The organism is Agromyces sp. NPDC058110 (assembly GCF_042884735.1).
Classification (GTDB): Bacteria; Actinomycetota; Actinomycetes; order Actinomycetales; family Microbacteriaceae; genus Agromyces.
In genome coordinates this window covers 90287-106298 of the sequence record NZ_JBHVTI010000005.1, presented here as the reverse complement: position 1 = coordinate 106298, position 16012 = coordinate 90287, and the positions used below count along the sequence as shown (strand labels likewise).

Genomic DNA, 16012 nt, shown 5'->3' with positions numbered 1-16012 from the left:
ACGCGCTCGGGCACGACGCCAGCAGGCACGACGACGCCCGCCGGCCCGACGCCCGCGGGCACGACGACGCCCGCCCGACCGAACGGTCGAGCGGGCGTCGTTTCGCGCTGGGCGCGTTCGGGCGGTCAGGCCGCCAGGCCGAGGCGGCGCAGGTCGTCGCCCGAGGCGGCGAACTCGGCGCCGGCCTCGACCACGAACTCGCGCGGCACGCGGGCCGCGTTCTGCACGCGCGCGTCCTTGCCGACCTGCGCGAACGGACCGACGACGGCGCTGCGGCCGATGACCGCGCGCTGCCCGACGCGGGCGTTGACGCCCACGACGGCACGCTCGGCGATGATCGCCCCTGACTCGACCCACCCGCCGTGCTCGATGCGCGCTCCGCGCTGCACCTCGGCTCCCGGATCGACGTACGCCGTCGGGTCGACGAAGGCGCTCGCGTCGACCTTCGCCGTCGTCGAGACGAGTCCACGGCCGTTCGCGTGCTTGCGGTAGCGACGCAGGACCCCGGCTTCGTCTTCGAACTCGACGTAACTGATTCCCACGTTGTCCTCCCTCGGATGCGAGGTCTGCCGCACCCGGACATATGTACAACACCGCAGATGAGCCGAGCATTCCCGCGGTGCGGGCGCGGTACGGGCCGCCGATCTCGGGGCTCGCACTGAAAGCTCGACGGGCTGACACCGAGATCGGCGCGAATCGCTGGCGGCCTGCTCGACGGTCTGGCTAGCGTCGCCCCTCGTGCCGGGTCTCCGCCCGGCATGCGCCCGGCGCATCCGCCGGGTTCGCCGCATCCGTCGAAGAGATCCGCATGTCGAACTACCTGCTCTGCTCCAACCCCATCCAGGGCCACGTCTCGCCCATGATCGCCATCGCGCACGACCTCGTGTCGCGCGGCCACGACGTCACCGTGCTCACCGGCTCGCGCTTCCGCGCCGCGGTCGAGGCCGCCGGCGCGACGCACCGCGCACTGGGCGGCGTCGCCGACTACGACGACCGCGTGATGCAGGACCACCTGCCCGACCGCGACCGATACCGCGGCATCGCGAAGCTCCAGTACGACGTGCAGACGATCTTCGTGAAGACGGTGCCCGACCAGTTCGCCGCGGTCGAGGCGGCCGTCGCGGCGTGCTCGCCCGATGCGATCGTGGTCGAGAGCGCGTTCGCGGGCGTGCTGCCGCTGCTGCTCGACCGGGCGCACGACCCCGCGTCGGCGCATCCGCCCGTGATCGCGGTGGGCGTGCTGCCCTTCAGCCAGTCGAGCACGGATGTCGCGCCGTACGGCCTCGGGCTCCTGCCGAAGCCCGGCGCGCTCGGCCGGGTGCGCAACCGCGTGCTCAACGTGCTGGTGCAGAAGGTCGCGTTCCGCGCGACGCAGAAGCTCGCCAACGACGTGATGCGTTCGCTCGGCCGCCCGAGCCTGCCGTCGTTCGTGCTCGACCTGTCGCGGCTGCACGAGCGGTTCCTGCAGCTCGGCCCGGCAGGATTCGAGCCGCCGCGCCGCGACCTCACCGAGAGCGTGCGCTTCGTCGGCACGGTGCTGCCGCCGGCACCGGCCGCCGGCCCGCTGCCGGAGTGGTGGCACGAGCTCGACGGTTCGCGTCCGGTCGTGCACGTCACGCAGGGCACGATCGACAACAAGGACCTCGATCGGCTGATCCGCCCCACGCTCGACGCGCTGGCCGACCGCGACGTGCTCGTCGTGGTCTCGACCGGCGGATGCCCCGTGGCCGACCTCGGTGCACTGCCCGCCAACGCCCGCGCCGCCGAGTTCCTGCCGTACGACCTGCTCATGCCGAAGACCGACGTGTTCGTCACGAACGCCGGATACGGCGGCGCGCAGTTCGCCCTCAGCCACGGCGTGCCGATCGTCGCCGCCGGCGACACGGAGGACAAGCCCGAGGTGTCGATGCGCGTCGAGTGGTCGGGCGTCGGCGTCAACCTGCGCACCGGCACGCCGACCGCCGAGGCCGTGCGCGACGCCGTCGACCTGGTGCTGGCCGATCGCTCGTTCACCGATCGCGCGAAGGGCCTGGCCGACGACATCGCGGGGTACGACGCCTTCGGTCTCATCGAGGGCGAGCTCGAGGCGGCCGTGCTCGCCCACGAGTCCCGCCGCGCCGCCGTGGCGTAGCACCCCCGCGTACAACCCGAACGGTCGCAGATGGCGGGCATTCCGACCCGGAAGCCGCCGTCTGCGACCGTTCGACGTCGGCCGGCCGTCGCGGGCCCGTCGCGCGGCCGTGGTGGGCCGTGGCGGCCCGGACGCGGTGTCGCGGCATCCGTCGCCAAAGGTTAGGCTGTCCTAAGCCGATCGCTCGGCGAGCCAACCCACCCCGCCCGGACCCGCGCTCCGGCCGACCTCCGGGATCCACGTGACCGCCGCCCCCCTCATCGCCCTCGACGCCGTGAGCATCCGCCACGACGAGACCGCGCGGGCGACGCCCGACGGCGTCTCGTTCGAGGTGCGCCCCGGCGAGGTGGTGCTGCTGCTCGGCCCGTCGGGATGCGGCAAGTCGACGCTCGCGCTCGCCCTCGACGGGCTCGTGCCGCACGCCGTGCCGGCAGCGCTCGCCGGCACGGTGCGCATCGCCGGGCTCGATAGCGCCGAGCACACCGTCGCCGAGCTCAGTGAGCACGTCGCGATGGTCTTCCAAGACCCCGACGCCCAGGTCGTGACCGGCACGCTGATCGACGAGGTCTGCTTCGGGCCCGAGAACCAGCTCGTGCCGGCATCCGAGGTGCTCGAGCGCGCCGAGCGCGCACTGAAGCTCGTCGGCCTCTGGGAGCGCCGCTCGCACAACCCCGACGTGCTCTCGGGCGGCGGCCGCCAGCGCCTCGCGATCGCCTGCGCCCTGGCCCTCGCGGCACCCGTGCTCGTGCTCGACGAGCCGACGGCCAACCTCGACCCCGCCGGCATCGACGAGGTCTACTCGGTGCTCCGCGACCTCGCGAGCGAGCGCGACCACGCGATCGTGCTCGTCGAGCACAACCTCGACGCCGCCGTCGACATCGTCGACCGGGTCGTCGTGCTCGACGCGGCCGGTCGCCTCGTGATCGACGGCCCGGCGCGCGAGGTGCTCCAGACCCGCGCCGAGCAACTGCTCGACCTCGGCGTCTGGCTGCCCGTCTCGACCCTCGCGGCGCTCAGGCTGCGCGACGCCGGCGTCGTGCTCGACCCGCTGCCGCTCAGTCCCGCGGAGCTCGCCGCCGCGCTCGACGCCGTCGGCGTGCTGCCCTCGCCGCTCGTCGGAAGCGGAGGCTACGCAGGCAGTGGCGTCGGCGCCGACGGCGAGCCCGCGGCATCCGCTCCCGCGATCACAGTGAGGGACTGCTCGGTGCGACGCGGCGGTCGTCGCGGACCGGTCGTCGTCGACGGCGTCGACCTCGACGTGGCATCGGGCGACTTCCTCGCGATCGTCGGCACGAACGGCGCGGGCAAGACCACGCTGCTGCAGGCCATCGCGGGGGTCATCGCCTCGCCGAGGGGCAGCGTCGACGTGCTCGGCCTCGATCCCTCGCGGGCCGACGCGCGCACCAGGGCACGCCAGATCGGCTTCGTGTTCCAGAACCCCGAGCACCAGTTCGTCGCGCACACGGTGGCCGAGGAGCTCGAGCTCGGGCTGCGCCTGCAGGGCGTCGACGAGGCGGCCCGGCGCGTCGAGGTCGACCGCATGCTGGAGCGCTTCGAGCTGACCGAGCACCGCGATCGCCACCCGTTCCTGCTCTCGGGCGGGCAGAAGCGCCGGCTCTCGGTCGGCACCGCGCTCGTCGCCGGAGCACCCGTGCTCGCGCTCGACGAGCCGACGTTCGGCCAGGACCGCGCCCGCGCATCGGAGCTGCTCGACATCCTGAGCGGCCTGAACGCCGAGGGCACGACCGTGCTCGTCGTCACCCACGACCTCCAGCTCGTCGCCGACCACGCCACGCACGTCGCCGTCATGCGCGACGGGCGCCTGCTCGGGGTCGGCCCGACGGCCGAGGTGCTCGCGGGCCCGCTGATCGAGGCCGCCGGGCTGCGGCATCCCCCGCTCGCGCGCGCGACGCGCGGCCTGGTGCGGCACCCCGAATGGCACGCGGTCACCCGGATGTCGCAGCTGCCCACCCGCGATCGGGCCGCCGCATGAACGCCGTGACGCCCGAGACCGGCGCCGCCGCCGCCGCGACGCCCGTGACCCGCGCCGCCGGCGCCGCGACGCCCGAGACCCGCGCCGCCGCGGCGACCGCGACCGCCGCTTCCACCCCCGCAACCAACGCATCGACCACCGCTGCCGCGGCCGCAACCAGCACGGCCCTGCCGCGCGACCCCTACGCGGAGCAGGCGCCGACCTCCGGCATCCGGTTCCTGCACCACCTGAACCCGCTCGCGAAGTTCGCGGCGCCGCTCCCGGTGATGGTCGCGCTGATCTTCACGCGCGGGCTCGCGATCCCGACGGCGTTCATCGTGCTCGCGCTCGGGCTGCTGCTCATCGGCGCGCGCCTCTCGGGCCGCGCGCTGGCGGTGCTGCTGCTCGGCACCCCGGTCGCGATCGCGCTGCTCGGGCTGAGCTTCGGGCTGTGGGTCGACCCGGCGCGTCTCGGCGACGCGGGCGCCGCGGCATCCGTCGTGCTCTTCTCGATCGGCGACTGGAGCTTCACGCTCGCGGGCTACCTCGTGGGCCTCGCGACCGCGCTGCGCATCGCCGCGCTGCTCATGCTCTCGCTCATCGCGGGTCTCACGACGAGCGGGCCCGAGCTGGTGCGCGCGCTCGTGCAGAACCTTCGCGTGCCGTACCGCATCGGCTACACCGCACTGGCGGCGCTGCGGTTCGTGCCGCGGTTCGGCCACGAGCTCGAGGTGATCCGAGCCGCGCACCGCGTTCGCGGAACGGATGCCGGGCGCGGACCGGTCGCGGCCGTGCGCCGCACGGTCGGCACGGCGATCCCGCTGCTCGCGAGCGCGATCCGGCACGCCGAGCGCGTCGCCCTCGCGATGGACGCACGGGCGTTCGGCGCCCACCCGACGCGCAGCGAACGCACGATCAGCCGCTGGCGCGTGCGCGACACGGTGTTCGTCGTCGCCTTCTGGGTCGTGTCGGCCGCCATCTACTGGTGGGCGCTCCAGTCGGGGCTCGGCGGCGTGACCGGCGACCGCACCGACCTCGCGGGCTGACCCGATCCGCCTCCGCCGCACGAACCGGCCCGGCCCGGCCGGCAAACAGCACAGCACAGCACCACCGCACCGCACCGCACCGCACCGCACCGCACCAGACCACCGCACCACACCACCAGACCACCGCACCGCACCGCCCGACCCACGAGTCCCGGAAGGACCCCCGATGGCCAAGACGCACAGCCGCCAGGTGAAGACCGAGCGCACGACGCCCATCGAGCTGGAGGTGCTGGCCACCGCCCGCGTGAGCCCATCGTTCACCCGCATCACCGTGGGCGGGGGCGAGATCGACAAGTTCGCGCCGCGAGGGTTCGACCAGTGGTTCCGGTTGTTCCTGCCGCCCGAGGGCGCCGACGGCGTGCACCTGCCCGACCGCGACGGCTACCTCGGGTACGCGCAGCTGCTCCGCACGCCGAAGGCCGTGCGCCCGACCATGCGCAACTACACGGTGCGCGCGTACCGCGGGGCCACGGCCGAGCGCGGCGCGGAGCTCGACATCGACTTCGTGCTGCACGAGCACCCCGAGACCGGTGCGCTCGAGGGCGTCGCCGCAGCGTGGGCCGCCTCGTGCACGGTCGGCGACCGGATCGGCCTCCTCGACGAGGGCTACGGGTTCGACGCGCCCGAGGAGGCGGCCTGGTTCCTGCTCGTGGCCGACGAGACCGGCCTGCCGGCCGTCGCCGGCATCGCCGCCTCGCTGCCTGCCGACGCGCGCGGCGTCGCGATCGTCGAGATCCCGCACGCCGACGACGTGCAGGAGTTCCCGAAGCCCGAGGGCCTCGTCGTCCACTGGGTCGTGCGCGAGCACCACGACCGACCTGGCGCGGGCGCGTACGCCGCGGCCTCCACGCTCGAGCTGCCCGCCGACGTGGTGACCCACGGCTACGCGGTCGGCGAGTCGGGGCTCGCCACCGGCATCCGTCGACTGCTCGTGAACGAGCGCGGCTGGGCCAAGAGCGAGGTGAGCTTCTGCGGATACTGGCGCCTGCCGAAGGGCGCCCCCGCGGTCGAGTCCGCCCAGCTGATCGGAGCCTGAGCCGTGCCCGCGAAGACGACCCGCCTGAAGACCCCCACCCGCCTGCTGCTCACGTGCGCCGCGATCGGCGCGGCCGCCGGCATCGTGCTCATTCCGGCGTTCGTGCTGTCGACGACGGTCGCCCCGGCGATCCCGCTGCTCTACGCCGCGTTCGCCGGCATCTGGAGCATCCCGTTCGTCATCGCGCTCGCGCTGCTGCGCCAGCCGGGCGTCGCGCTGCTCACCTCGCTCATCGCCGGCCTCATCAACGCGGTGCTGACCCCGCAGGGGCCGTCGGCGATCCTGACCTGCCTCATGATCGGGGCGATGGTCGAGATCCCGATCGCGCTCGGCCTGTACCGCTCGTTCCGCCCGTGGATCTTCTACGTCGGCGCCGCCGCGTTCGCACTGCCGTACGCGCTCTACTCGATGCCGTTCCTCGGAGTCGACCGCATGCCGCTCTGGGCGCAGATCGCCTACCCGGCGCTCTCGGTGCTCTCGAACCTCGCGGGCGTCTGGCTCGGCCTGCTCATCGCCCGCAGCCTCGAGCGCACGGGCGTGGCGCGCGGCCTCCAGCGCCCGGTGCGGCGCATCAGGGCGACGGATGCCGCGGCGCAGGCGGAGCCCGCCACGCAGGCCTGAGCCGGCGGGCCGGCGGGCCGGCGGGCCGGCGGGCCGGCAGGCCGGCAGGCCCGAGGCATCCGCCCCTCGTGATGTCGCGCAGATCGTCGTCGCCGACGCCGCATGGCGACGATTCGCGCGACATCACCGGCGCGAGACGCAGAACGGGCCGCAGCGAGTGATCGCTGCGGCCCGTTCGCCGTTCGTGTCGTGCGTTACGCCGGGGGCGTCGTGTCGAGGATCTCGACGAGGAACACCAGCGTCTGTCCGCCGAGCTCGGCGGCATCGGCGTCGGTGCCGTACGCGTACTCCGGCGGGATCGTGACGATGAGCTTGGTGCCGACCTTCTGGCCGACGAGCGCCGCGCCGAAGCCCTGGATCACCTGGTCGGTCGAGAACTGCGCGGGGTCGCCGCCGTAGCTCTGGTCGAAGACCTCGCCCGTGTTCCAGCTGGTGCCCTGGTAGTTCAGGGTCACGGTGTCGCCGGTCTGCACCTCGTCGCCGTCGCCCTCCTCGAGCACCTTGAGCTGGAAGTCGGCCGGCGGCTCGGTGTCGGGCAGCGTGACCGTGGGCGCCTCGCCCTCGGCGCCGAACTTCACCTCGGGCACGTCGTCGGTCCACTCTTCGGCCTTCAGCGGCTCCTTGACGTCGACGACGATCACGACGCTCTCGCCGGCGGCGAGGCCGACGTTCTCGTTGCCCGCGCCGTCGTAGAGGGCGGATGCCGGGGCGACCGTGACCGTGCGGGTGCCGGTGGGCACGCAGTCGATGCCCGCGAGGAACGCCTCGTAGACGCCCTCGCCGCCGGCCTCGATCGTCGCGGGCTGCGAGAAGAGCTGCGTGCCGCTGGATCCGGCGTAGGCGCTGACGACGGCGTTGACGCTGTCGCCGGCGGCCGTGGTGTCGCCGTCGCCCTCGATGACGACCGTGCGCTGCAGCTCGTCGGTTTCGAGCGGGGTGTCGAAGGTGACCGTGGGCACCGCTCCGAAGTCGCCCTCGACCTTCACGCCGTCGCTGAGCTCGCCCGACGAGAGGTCCATGCAGTCGGCGGCGGCCGGGGTGTCCGTGGCTTCGGGGGCTCCGCCGCCGGCGCATCCGGCGAGGAGCAGGGCGGCTGCCGCGGTGGCGAGCGCGACGGGCGCGACGCGGCGCAGGGCACGATTCATGAGGGGGTCTTCTCGATTCGATCGGAGTGCAGGAGGTTCCAGTCTGCACGTTCGGGCTTTCGATTGCCTGAATTCCAGACATCCGGCCCCGTGACCGGCCAGAATGGGGGCCATGGGGGAACAAGGGGACGTTCGGGGTACCGTCAGGCACTTCGTCGAGCACGCGCGCGCCTTCGCCGAGCTCGACGACGTGGTGTGGGATCCGATCTCGATGGCGACGGTGCTGCGGTCCGCACCGCAGTTCGGCGAGCTGGTGCTCGACGCGTGCTGCGGCGACGGGGCTTCGGCGGTGGCGACGGCCGAGCTCGTCGGCCCGTCGGGCGCGGTCGACGCGATCGACCTGTCGGAGTCGATGATCGAGCTCGCCCGTGAGCGCGCCGAGCGCGAGTCTGCGCCGTTGCCCCAGCTGCGCCTGCACGCGACCGACGTGCTCGACTGGGAACCGACGGGCTACGACCTCGTGCAGTGCGTGCTCGGGGTGTTCTTCTTCACCGACCCCGAGGCCGGGGCCGGGCGACTCGTCGAGCGGTTGAAGCCCGGTGGGCGTCTCGCCGTGACCCTCTGGGCTCCGGGCGCCTTCGAGGACTTCACCAAGGCGCTCTGCGACGCGGTCGAGACCGAGGGCGGCGAGGCGGGCGCCGAGGCCGTGGCGGCGTACCGCGACCGCGCGCTGCCGACGGTGCCCGAGAGCCCCGGAGCGCTCGCGCAGTGGCTGGGGGCGCTCGGACTCGAGCAGACGCGCGCCGAACTCGTGCCGCGCCATGTCGACCTCGACGACGAGCTGTCGTGGCGGCTCGTGGTCGGCATGTCGAGGTCGAGGCTCGTCGCCGACCTCGACGACGAGGCGCGCGAGCGGGTCGCGACGCGGTTCCGCAAATTCCTTGCCGAGCGCGGCATCACGCGGGCCGACCTGTCGACGATCATCGGCGTCGGCCACCTGCCGGGCTGAGCCCGGCGACTCGACGTCGCGCAGCGAAGCCGATCGGTGCTCAGCCGGGCTCGGCGCCCGTCGCCACGGGTCGCGAGGCGTCGTTCGACCATTGGCTCCACGAGCCGGGGAAGAGCGCGGCGTCGACGCCGGCGACGGCGAGCGCCGCGACCGCGTGGGCGCCCGTGACGCCCGACCCGCAGTAGGTCGCGACCTGGGTGCCCTGCACGACGCCGACCTCGGCGAAGCGCGCCCTGAGCGCATCGGCCGGCAGGAACCGCCCGTCCGAGTCGAGCGTCGACCCGGTCGGCGCCGAGCGCGCTCCCGGGATGTGCCCGGCGCGCGGGTCGATCGGCTCGACCTCGCCGCGGTAGCGCTCGGCCGCACGAACGTCGAGCAGCACCCCGCGCGCAGGCAGGGCGGCGGCCTCGTCGATGTCGAGCACGGGCATGCCGCCGTAGTGCGCGGTCGCGTCACCGGGCTCGGGCACGACGTCGCCCGTCTCGAGCGGATGCCCCGCAGCGCGCCAGGCCCCGAGCGCACCGTCGAGCATGCGCACGTCGTCGAACCCGGCGTGGCGGAGCAGCCACCAGGCCCTGGCCGCCGACTGGTTGCCAAGGTCGTCGACGACGACCACGGAGTCGCCGGCACGGAGGCCCCACCGTCGCATCGCGGCCGTGAGCGCCGCCTCGGCCGGCAGCGGATGCCTCCCTGCGCCGACGACGTCGTGGTCGGCGAGCTCGGTGTCGAGGTCGACGTACACGGCTCCGGGAATATGCCCTGCACGGTATGCCTCGGTGCCGTCGGGCTGCGCGAGGCTCCAGCGGACGTCGAGCACGACGGTGCGCGCGTCGGGCGCATCCGCGGCGAGGCGATCGGCGAGTTCGTCGACGGTGATCAGGATCGGCATCCGTCCATCCTGCGTCATCACGGTCGCCCGCGGCATCCCCCGCCGTTCATGTCTTTCGCGATCACCGGGCCGACGGCGCCCCTCGCCCCGGTAAACTGTCCGGACGGACTGTGACTGAAACTGAAGCGTGAGGAGGGTGGATGATCACCAGCCTCGCGATCTTCGCGGCGGTCTCGGTACTCACCCCGTGGCTCGCGAAGCGCCTGGGTCGTCGGGTCTTCGCCGTCATCGCGCTCGTGCCCGCAGCCGTCTTCGTGGTGCTGCTGACCTGGCTGCCCGGCGTGCTCGCCGGAACCCCGGTCGTCGAGTCCGTCTCGTGGATCCCCGAGCTCGACATCGCGCTGAGCTTCCGCATGGACGCGCTCGCGCTCATCCTCTCGCTCGTCGTCACGGGCATCGGCGCGCTCGTGCTGCTCTACTGCACCTGGTACTTCGCCGACGACGAGCCGGCGCTCGGCCGCTTCGCCGGCCTGCTGCTCGCCTTCGCGGGCGTGATGCTCGGCCTCGTGACCTCCGACGACGTGTTCGTGCTCTTCACCTTCTGGGAGGCCACGAGCGTGCTCTCGTACCTCCTCATCGGCCACTACACCGGCCGGAAAGAGAGTCGTGGTGCGGCGCTCCAGGCGCTCACGGTGACCACGTTCGGCGGGCTCGCGATGCTCGTCGGGCTCGTGCTGCTCGCGGTCGAGGGCGGCACCACCTCGCTCTCCGAGCTCATCGCGCACCCCGTCACGGGTGCCGCGGGCGAGTGGGGCATCGCGCTCGTGCTCGTGGGCGCGATCTCGAAGAGCGCGCTCGTGCCGTTCCACTTCTGGCTGCCGGCCGCGATGGCAGCCCCCACGCCGGTCTCCGCGTACCTGCACGCGGCCGCGATGGTGAAGGCCGGCGTCTACCTCGTGGCACGGCTCGCCCCCGGGTACGCGGACCTCTCGGTGTGGCATCCGATCGTCATCGGGCTCGGCGTCCTCACGATGCTCGTCGGCGGATGGCGCGCCCTGCGGCAGTACGACCTGAAGCTGCTGCTCGCCTACGGCACCGTGAGCCAGCTCGGCTTCCTCGTGCTCGTGACGGGGTTCGGCACGCGCGACGCGGCCCTCGCAGGCGTCGCGCTGCTGCTCGCGCACGCGATGTTCAAGGCCACCCTGTTCCTCACGGTCGGCATCGTCGACCACGCGGCGGGCACGCGCGACTGGCGCAGGCTCTCGGGCCTCGGGCGGCGGATGCCGGTGGTCACGACGATCGCGGCCCTCGCCGCCGCGTCGATGGCCGGGGTCCCGCCCCTGCTCGGCTTCGTGGCGAAGGAGGGCGTGTTCACGGCGTTCATCGACGCGACCGCCGCCGGAGGCCAGACCGCCCTGTGGGCGTGGATCGCGCTCGTCGGCGCCGTGGCGGGCTCGGTACTCACCTTCGCCTACACCGCCAGGTTCCTCTGGGGCGCGTTCTCGACCAAGCCCGACGTCGAGCCGACGCCGCTGCACTCGCCGGGTGCGGCCATCGCCGTCGCACCGGGCGTGCTGGCCGTCGGCGGACTCGTCGCCGCGTTCGCGATCGGCCTCGTCGAGCCGCTGCTCGCCGCCTACGCCGACGAACTGCCGGGCGGCCACGAGTACCACCTGGCGCTCTGGCACGGCCTCGAGCCCGCGCTCTACCTCTCACTGGGCGTCTTCGCCGTCGGCGGCCTGATGGTGTGGGCCAGGCGCGAGGTCGCCCGGCTGCAGGCCGCCGTGGTGCCCATGGTCGACTCGAGCCGCGGATACCTCGGCATCGTCTCGGCCGTCGACCGCGCGGCGGCCGCGGTCACGACCGCGATCCAGTCGCGCGGCCTTCCCGGCTACCTCACGATCATCATCGCGGTGTTCATCGGCGGGCTGGGCACGGCGAGCATCCTGAACTCCGAGTGGCCGGCCGACATCCGCCTCTGGGACTTCAGCTCGCAGCCGTTCATCGCCGCGGTCATGTGCGTCGCGGCCGTCGCGGCCGTGCTCGTGCGCCAGCGCATGACCGCGGTGCTGCTCGTGAGCGTCACCGGCTACGGACTCGTGCTGCTGTTCGGCATGTCGGGTGCCCCCGACCTCGCACTCACGCAGGCGCTCGTCGAGACGATCGTGATCGTCGTGTTCGTGCTCGTGCTGCGCCGGCTGCCGAAGCAGATCGCCCAGCGCAACCCCCCGGTGCACAAGCTCGCGCGCGGCATCATCGGCGGTGTCGCGGGCATCGTCATGGGCATCATCGGGCTGGTCGCGCTGGGGGCCCGCATCGAGCCGACGATCGCAGGGGGCCTGCCCGCGCTCGCGCTCGAGGCCCACGGCAAGAACATCGTGAACGTCATGCTCGTCGACCTCCGCGCGTGGGACACCCTCGGCGAGATCTCGGTGCTCGTCGCGGTGGCGACGGGCGTCGCGAGCCTCATCTTCGTCTCGGGTCGCACCGGCGGGGCGCCGCGCCTCGACGACGGCGACCTGGGCCTCGACCGGCGCGACCGCATCCGCCCGCTGCCCGAGCAGGCTGCGAGCATCCGCGCCCCGCGCACGAGCCTCGCGAACACCGACGGCGAGACGGATGCCGCGGCCGAGGCGGCGTCGACGAGGCAGACGTGGCTGCTCGCCGGCCGCACGATCTCGCCGCGCAACCGCTCGATCCTCATCGAGGTGCTCGTGCGCCTGCTCTTCCACCCCGCGATCGTCGTCTCGGTCTTCCTGCTCTTCGTGGGCCACAACGCCCCGGGCGGCGGCTTCGCGGGCGGCCTGCTCGCGGGCCTCGCGCTCGTGGCGCGCTACCTCGCCGGAGGCCGCTACGAGCTCGGCGAGGCCGCCCCGGTCGACGCAGGTCGCCTGCTCGGCACCGGCCTGCTGCTCGCCGCCGGCACGGCGACGGCGTCGCTCTTCTTCAGCGGCCTGCCGCTCGAGTCGGCCTGGTTCGAGGCCGAGGTGCCCGTGCTCGGCACGATCTCGATCGGCACGTCGACGCTGTTCGACATCGGCGTGTACCTCGTGGTCGTCGGCCTCGTGCTCGACATCCTGCGGTCGCTCGGCGGCGAGGTCGACCGGCAGCAGGAGGAGGCGTCCGACAACACCGAGTCGTCGTCCGAGGCGGAGGGGGTGCGCGCATGACCGGATCCCTCACCCTCGTGATCCTGATGGCCGTGATGTTCGGTGCGGGCATCTCGATCATGCTCGAGCGCAGCCTCACGCGCGTGCTCATCGGGTTCCTGCTCGTGGGCAACGCGGTGAACGTGCTCATCTACCTCATGAGCGGGGCGCCGGGCCTCGCCCCGATCCTCGGCGAGGGCGTCGACCCCGACGAGATCTCCGACCCGCTGCCGCAGGCGTTCGTGCTCACCGCGATCGTGATCAACCTCGGCATCACGGCGTTCATGCTGGCCCTCATCTACCGCTCGTGGTGGTTGGCCCAGCTCGGCGCCAAGGGCGACCTCATCGACGACGAGGAGGAAGACCTGCACGACGCCGAGGAGGCGGCCGACCTCATTCGGAGCTCCGCAGCCGACGACGCCGCGATCCAGGAGATCATCGAGGCCAGCGACGAGGAGCCCGACGACGACCTCGACGAACGGCTCGAGTTCGAGGCATCCGCTCGCGACCGCGCCGATCGCGGCGCAGGCGACCGAGACCACGACCACGGCGACCGGGAGGGCGACCGATGAGCCCCGCCGCACTCGTGCCCCTCGTGGTGCTGCTGCCGCTGCTCGGCGCGGCCACCGCGCTCATCCTCGGCCGTCACCGCCGAGCGCAGATGCTCGTCAGCACCGCGGTGCTCGCGAGCGTCGTCGTCATCGCGTCGGTGCTGCTGGCGGTCGTCGACGCCGACGAACCCCTCGCGGTGCACGTCGGCGGGTGGCCCGCGCCGTTCGGCATCGTGCTCGTCGTCGACCGACTCTCGGCCATCATGCTGCTCGTGTCGGCCGTCGTGCTGCTCGTGGTGCTCGTGTACGCGGTCGGCCAGGGAGTCGCCGACCGGCATCGCGAGACGCCCGTCTCGATCTTCCACCCGAGCTACCTGATCCTGTCGGCGGGCGTCTTCAACGCCTTCATCGCCGGCGACCTGTTCAACCTCTACGTCGGATTCGAGATCCTCCTCTCGGCGAGCTACGTGCTGCTGACGCTCGGCGGCACGGGCGAGCGTATTCGCGCCGGCGTCACGTACATCATCGTCAGCCTCGTCTCGTCGCTGTTCTTCCTGAGCGCGATCGCGCTCATCTACGGCGCGACGGGCACGGCGAACATCGCGCAGCTGTCGGTGCGCATCGGGGCGCTGCCCGACAGCGTGCAGCTCGTGCTGCACCTGCTGCTGCTCATCGCCTTCGGCATCAAGGCCGCGGTGTTCCCGCTGTCGTTCTGGCTGCCCGACTCCTACCCGACGGCTCCGGCCCCGGTCACGGCGGTGTTCGCGGGCCTGCTCACGAAGGTCGGCGTCTACGCGATCATCCGCACCGAGACCGTGATCTTCTCCGAACAGGACCTCTCGCTGCTGCTCATGGTCGTGGGCGCGCTGACGATGGTCATCGGCATCCTGGGCGCCCTGACCCAGGCCGACATAAAGCGACTGCTGTCGTTCACCCTCGTGAGCCACATCGGCTACATGATCTTCGGCATCGCGCTCGGCACGCAGCTCGGCATGGCCGCGACGATCTACTACGTGGTGCACCACATCACGGTGCAGACGACCCTGTTCCTCACGACCGGGCTCATCGAGCGCTTCGGCGGCGCGACCTCGATCAACCGCCTCGCCGGGCTGCTGAAGGCGTCGCCGTTCCTCGCGATCCTGTTCTTCATCCCCGCGCTGAACCTCGGCGGCATCCCGCCGTTCTCGGGCTTCCTCGGCAAGGCCGGCCTGTTCCTCGCGGGCGGCGAGCAGGCTGCGGCTGACCCCGCGACGGCGTGGCTCGTCTGGGTCGTGATCGCCGCGGGCGCGCTCACCTCGCTCATCACGCTCTACGCGCTCACCCGGTTCTGGAACATGGCGTTCTGGCGCCGTCGTGAAGAGCTCGACGGTTACGAGTCGGTGCTGCTCGGCTCGGTGCAGGAGGCACCGGAGGGCGCGACCGTCACGGCCACGAAGACCACGCCGAGGCTCATGGTCGCCGCGACGACGGTGCTCGTCGTCGTGACGGTGCTGCTCACGGTCTTCGCCGGCCCGATCTTCGGACTCGCCGACCGAGCCGCCGAGAACCTCGTCGACCCGTCGGTGTACGTCTCCCTCGTCTTCCCGGGAGGTGTGCAGTGACGTCCGCCGACGACGCCCGCCCCGTGACCGACGCACCGGCCGCGCACTCCGGCTCCGGCGCCCGCCCGCCGGTCTCCCGCTGGTGGTCGGTCTGGCGGCAGTTGCCGCTGCTCGTCGCGCTCGTCGCACTCTGGTGCTTCCTGTGGGATCACATCGACGTGCTCACGGTCGTCTCCGGCATCGTGCTCGCCGTGCTCGTGACGCGCACGCTCTACCTGCCGCCCGTGCTGCTGAGCGGCCGGTTCAACCCGTGGCGCGGCCTGCTGCTCGGCCTCCGGATGATGTTCGACGTGGTCGTCGCCTCGCTCCAGGTCGCCTGGTTCTCGATCAACCCGTGGTGGAAGCCGATGAACTCGATCATCGCCGTGCAGCTGCTCACGCGTTCCGACCTCGTGACCACGCTCACGGCCGAGGCCATCTCGGTCGTGCCGGGCACGGTCGTGGTCGACATCGACCGCGAGCGCGGCCTGCTCTACCTGCATGCGCTCGGCACGCGCACGCAGGCCGACATCGAGCGCACCCACCGCGACGTGCTCGGCACCGAGGAGCGCATCGTGCTGGCCATCGGCACGCACGCCCAGGCCGAGTCGGTGCGAGAGGCCCGCCGCGAGCGACGCGCGCGGGCGCGCACGGCGCCCGCTCGTGACATCCGTTCGAAGGAGGAGAGATGAGCTTCCTCGTGCTCGCGAGCATCGTCGCGGGCGTCATGTTCGGCATCGGCGCGATCGCCGCGGTGGTGCGCATCATCAAGGGACCGTCGATCCTCGACCGCGCCCTCGCGACCGACGTGCTGCTCGCGATCGCGATCTGCGCGCTCGGCGCCGAGATGGCCGTCAACAAGCACACCGACACCCTCGTGGTGCTGCTCGTGCTGGCGATGTTCGCGGTGGTGGGGTCGATCTCGATCGCCCGCTATATGGCGAAGCAGGATGCCTCGTGAGCGCCGCCGAGATCGCCCCCGCGTGCCGCCCTGCTCACGTCA

Annotated in this window: 14 protein-coding genes; 11 read left to right on the top strand and 3 right to left on the bottom strand. The window is 72.6% G+C overall.

Features of this window, described 5'->3' with window-relative positions; genetic code table 11:
* Positions 1-125: 125 nt before the first annotated feature.
* The gene (locus ACFVS8_RS13285; protein WP_387062893.1) at positions 126-542 is read right to left on the bottom strand and encodes a transferase; all 417 of its coding nucleotides are present in this window, start codon (positions 540-542) and stop codon (positions 126-128) included.
* A gap of 266 nt (positions 543-808) precedes the next feature.
* Between ACFVS8_RS13285 and ACFVS8_RS13280 the strand changes: the two genes are divergently transcribed.
* The 5 genes from ACFVS8_RS13280 to ACFVS8_RS13260 all read left to right on the top strand — a co-directional run bounded on the left by ACFVS8_RS13280 (position 809) and on the right by ACFVS8_RS13260 (position 6806).
* On the top strand, positions 809-2131 hold the full coding sequence (locus ACFVS8_RS13280) for a glycosyltransferase (protein WP_387062890.1): 1323 nt from the start codon (positions 809-811) through the stop codon (positions 2129-2131).
* A gap of 241 nt (positions 2132-2372) precedes the next feature.
* Positions 2373-4124: an ABC transporter ATP-binding protein gene (locus tag ACFVS8_RS13275; RefSeq protein WP_387062887.1), complete on the top strand. Its 1752-nt coding sequence runs from the start codon at positions 2373-2375 to the stop codon at positions 4122-4124.
* A complete protein-coding gene (locus ACFVS8_RS13270) occupies positions 4121-5149 on the top strand; it encodes an energy-coupling factor transporter transmembrane component T family protein (protein ID WP_387062885.1) in 1029 nt (342 codons plus the stop codon). The genes ACFVS8_RS13275 and ACFVS8_RS13270 overlap by 4 nt, the downstream gene beginning before the upstream one ends.
* 166 nt (positions 5150-5315) lie before the next feature.
* Positions 5316-6185 (top strand): siderophore-interacting protein, encoded by an 870-nt coding sequence (locus tag ACFVS8_RS13265; RefSeq protein WP_387062882.1) that lies wholly within the window; start codon positions 5316-5318, stop codon positions 6183-6185.
* Between the two features lie 3 nt (positions 6186-6188).
* Positions 6189-6806, top strand: a complete 618-nt coding sequence (locus ACFVS8_RS13260; protein WP_387062879.1) for an ECF transporter S component — start codon at positions 6189-6191, stop codon at positions 6804-6806.
* Positions 6807-7000: 194 nt separating this feature from the next.
* Here ACFVS8_RS13260 and ACFVS8_RS13255 read toward each other — a convergent pair whose 3' ends face one another.
* The gene (locus ACFVS8_RS13255; RefSeq protein ID WP_387062876.1) at positions 7001-7951 is read right to left on the bottom strand and encodes an FKBP-type peptidyl-prolyl cis-trans isomerase; all 951 of its coding nucleotides are present in this window, start codon (positions 7949-7951) and stop codon (positions 7001-7003) included.
* A 112-nt stretch (positions 7952-8063) separates the two neighbouring features.
* Between ACFVS8_RS13255 and ACFVS8_RS13250 the strand changes: the two genes are divergently transcribed.
* Complete coding sequence (locus tag ACFVS8_RS13250; RefSeq protein ID WP_387062874.1) at positions 8064-8900, top strand: class I SAM-dependent methyltransferase; 837 nt, start codon at positions 8064-8066, stop codon at positions 8898-8900.
* Positions 8901-8940: 40 nt separating this feature from the next.
* Here ACFVS8_RS13250 and ACFVS8_RS13245 read toward each other — a convergent pair whose 3' ends face one another.
* Positions 8941-9789, bottom strand: a complete 849-nt coding sequence (locus ACFVS8_RS13245) for a sulfurtransferase (RefSeq protein WP_387062871.1) — start codon at positions 9787-9789, stop codon at positions 8941-8943.
* A gap of 140 nt (positions 9790-9929) precedes the next feature.
* Between ACFVS8_RS13245 and ACFVS8_RS13240 the strand changes: the two genes are divergently transcribed.
* From ACFVS8_RS13240 to ACFVS8_RS13220, 5 genes are read left to right on the top strand one after another with little or no spacing between them, the layout of a single operon-like run.
* Positions 9930-12899 carry a Na+/H+ antiporter subunit A gene (locus tag ACFVS8_RS13240; RefSeq protein ID WP_387062868.1) on the top strand — a complete coding sequence of 990 codons (2970 nt, stop codon included), beginning with the start codon at positions 9930-9932 and terminating at the stop codon, positions 12897-12899.
* Positions 12896-13450, top strand: coding sequence for a sodium:proton antiporter (locus ACFVS8_RS13235; RefSeq protein ID WP_387062865.1), 555 nt, complete (start codon positions 12896-12898; stop codon positions 13448-13450). The genes ACFVS8_RS13240 and ACFVS8_RS13235 overlap by 4 nt, the downstream gene beginning before the upstream one ends.
* Positions 13447-15030, top strand: a complete 1584-nt coding sequence (locus ACFVS8_RS13230; protein ID WP_387062862.1) for a Na+/H+ antiporter subunit D — start codon at positions 13447-13449, stop codon at positions 15028-15030. Before ACFVS8_RS13235 ends, ACFVS8_RS13230 begins: the two co-directional genes overlap by 4 nt.
* Positions 15027-15701, top strand: coding sequence for a Na+/H+ antiporter subunit E (locus tag ACFVS8_RS13225; protein WP_387062859.1), 675 nt, complete (start codon positions 15027-15029; stop codon positions 15699-15701). The genes ACFVS8_RS13230 and ACFVS8_RS13225 overlap by 4 nt, the downstream gene beginning before the upstream one ends.
* A complete protein-coding gene (locus tag ACFVS8_RS13220) occupies positions 15698-15970 on the top strand; it encodes a monovalent cation/H+ antiporter complex subunit F (RefSeq protein ID WP_092968598.1) in 273 nt (90 codons plus the stop codon). Before ACFVS8_RS13225 ends, ACFVS8_RS13220 begins: the two co-directional genes overlap by 4 nt.
* Positions 15971-16012 lie beyond the last annotated feature (42 nt).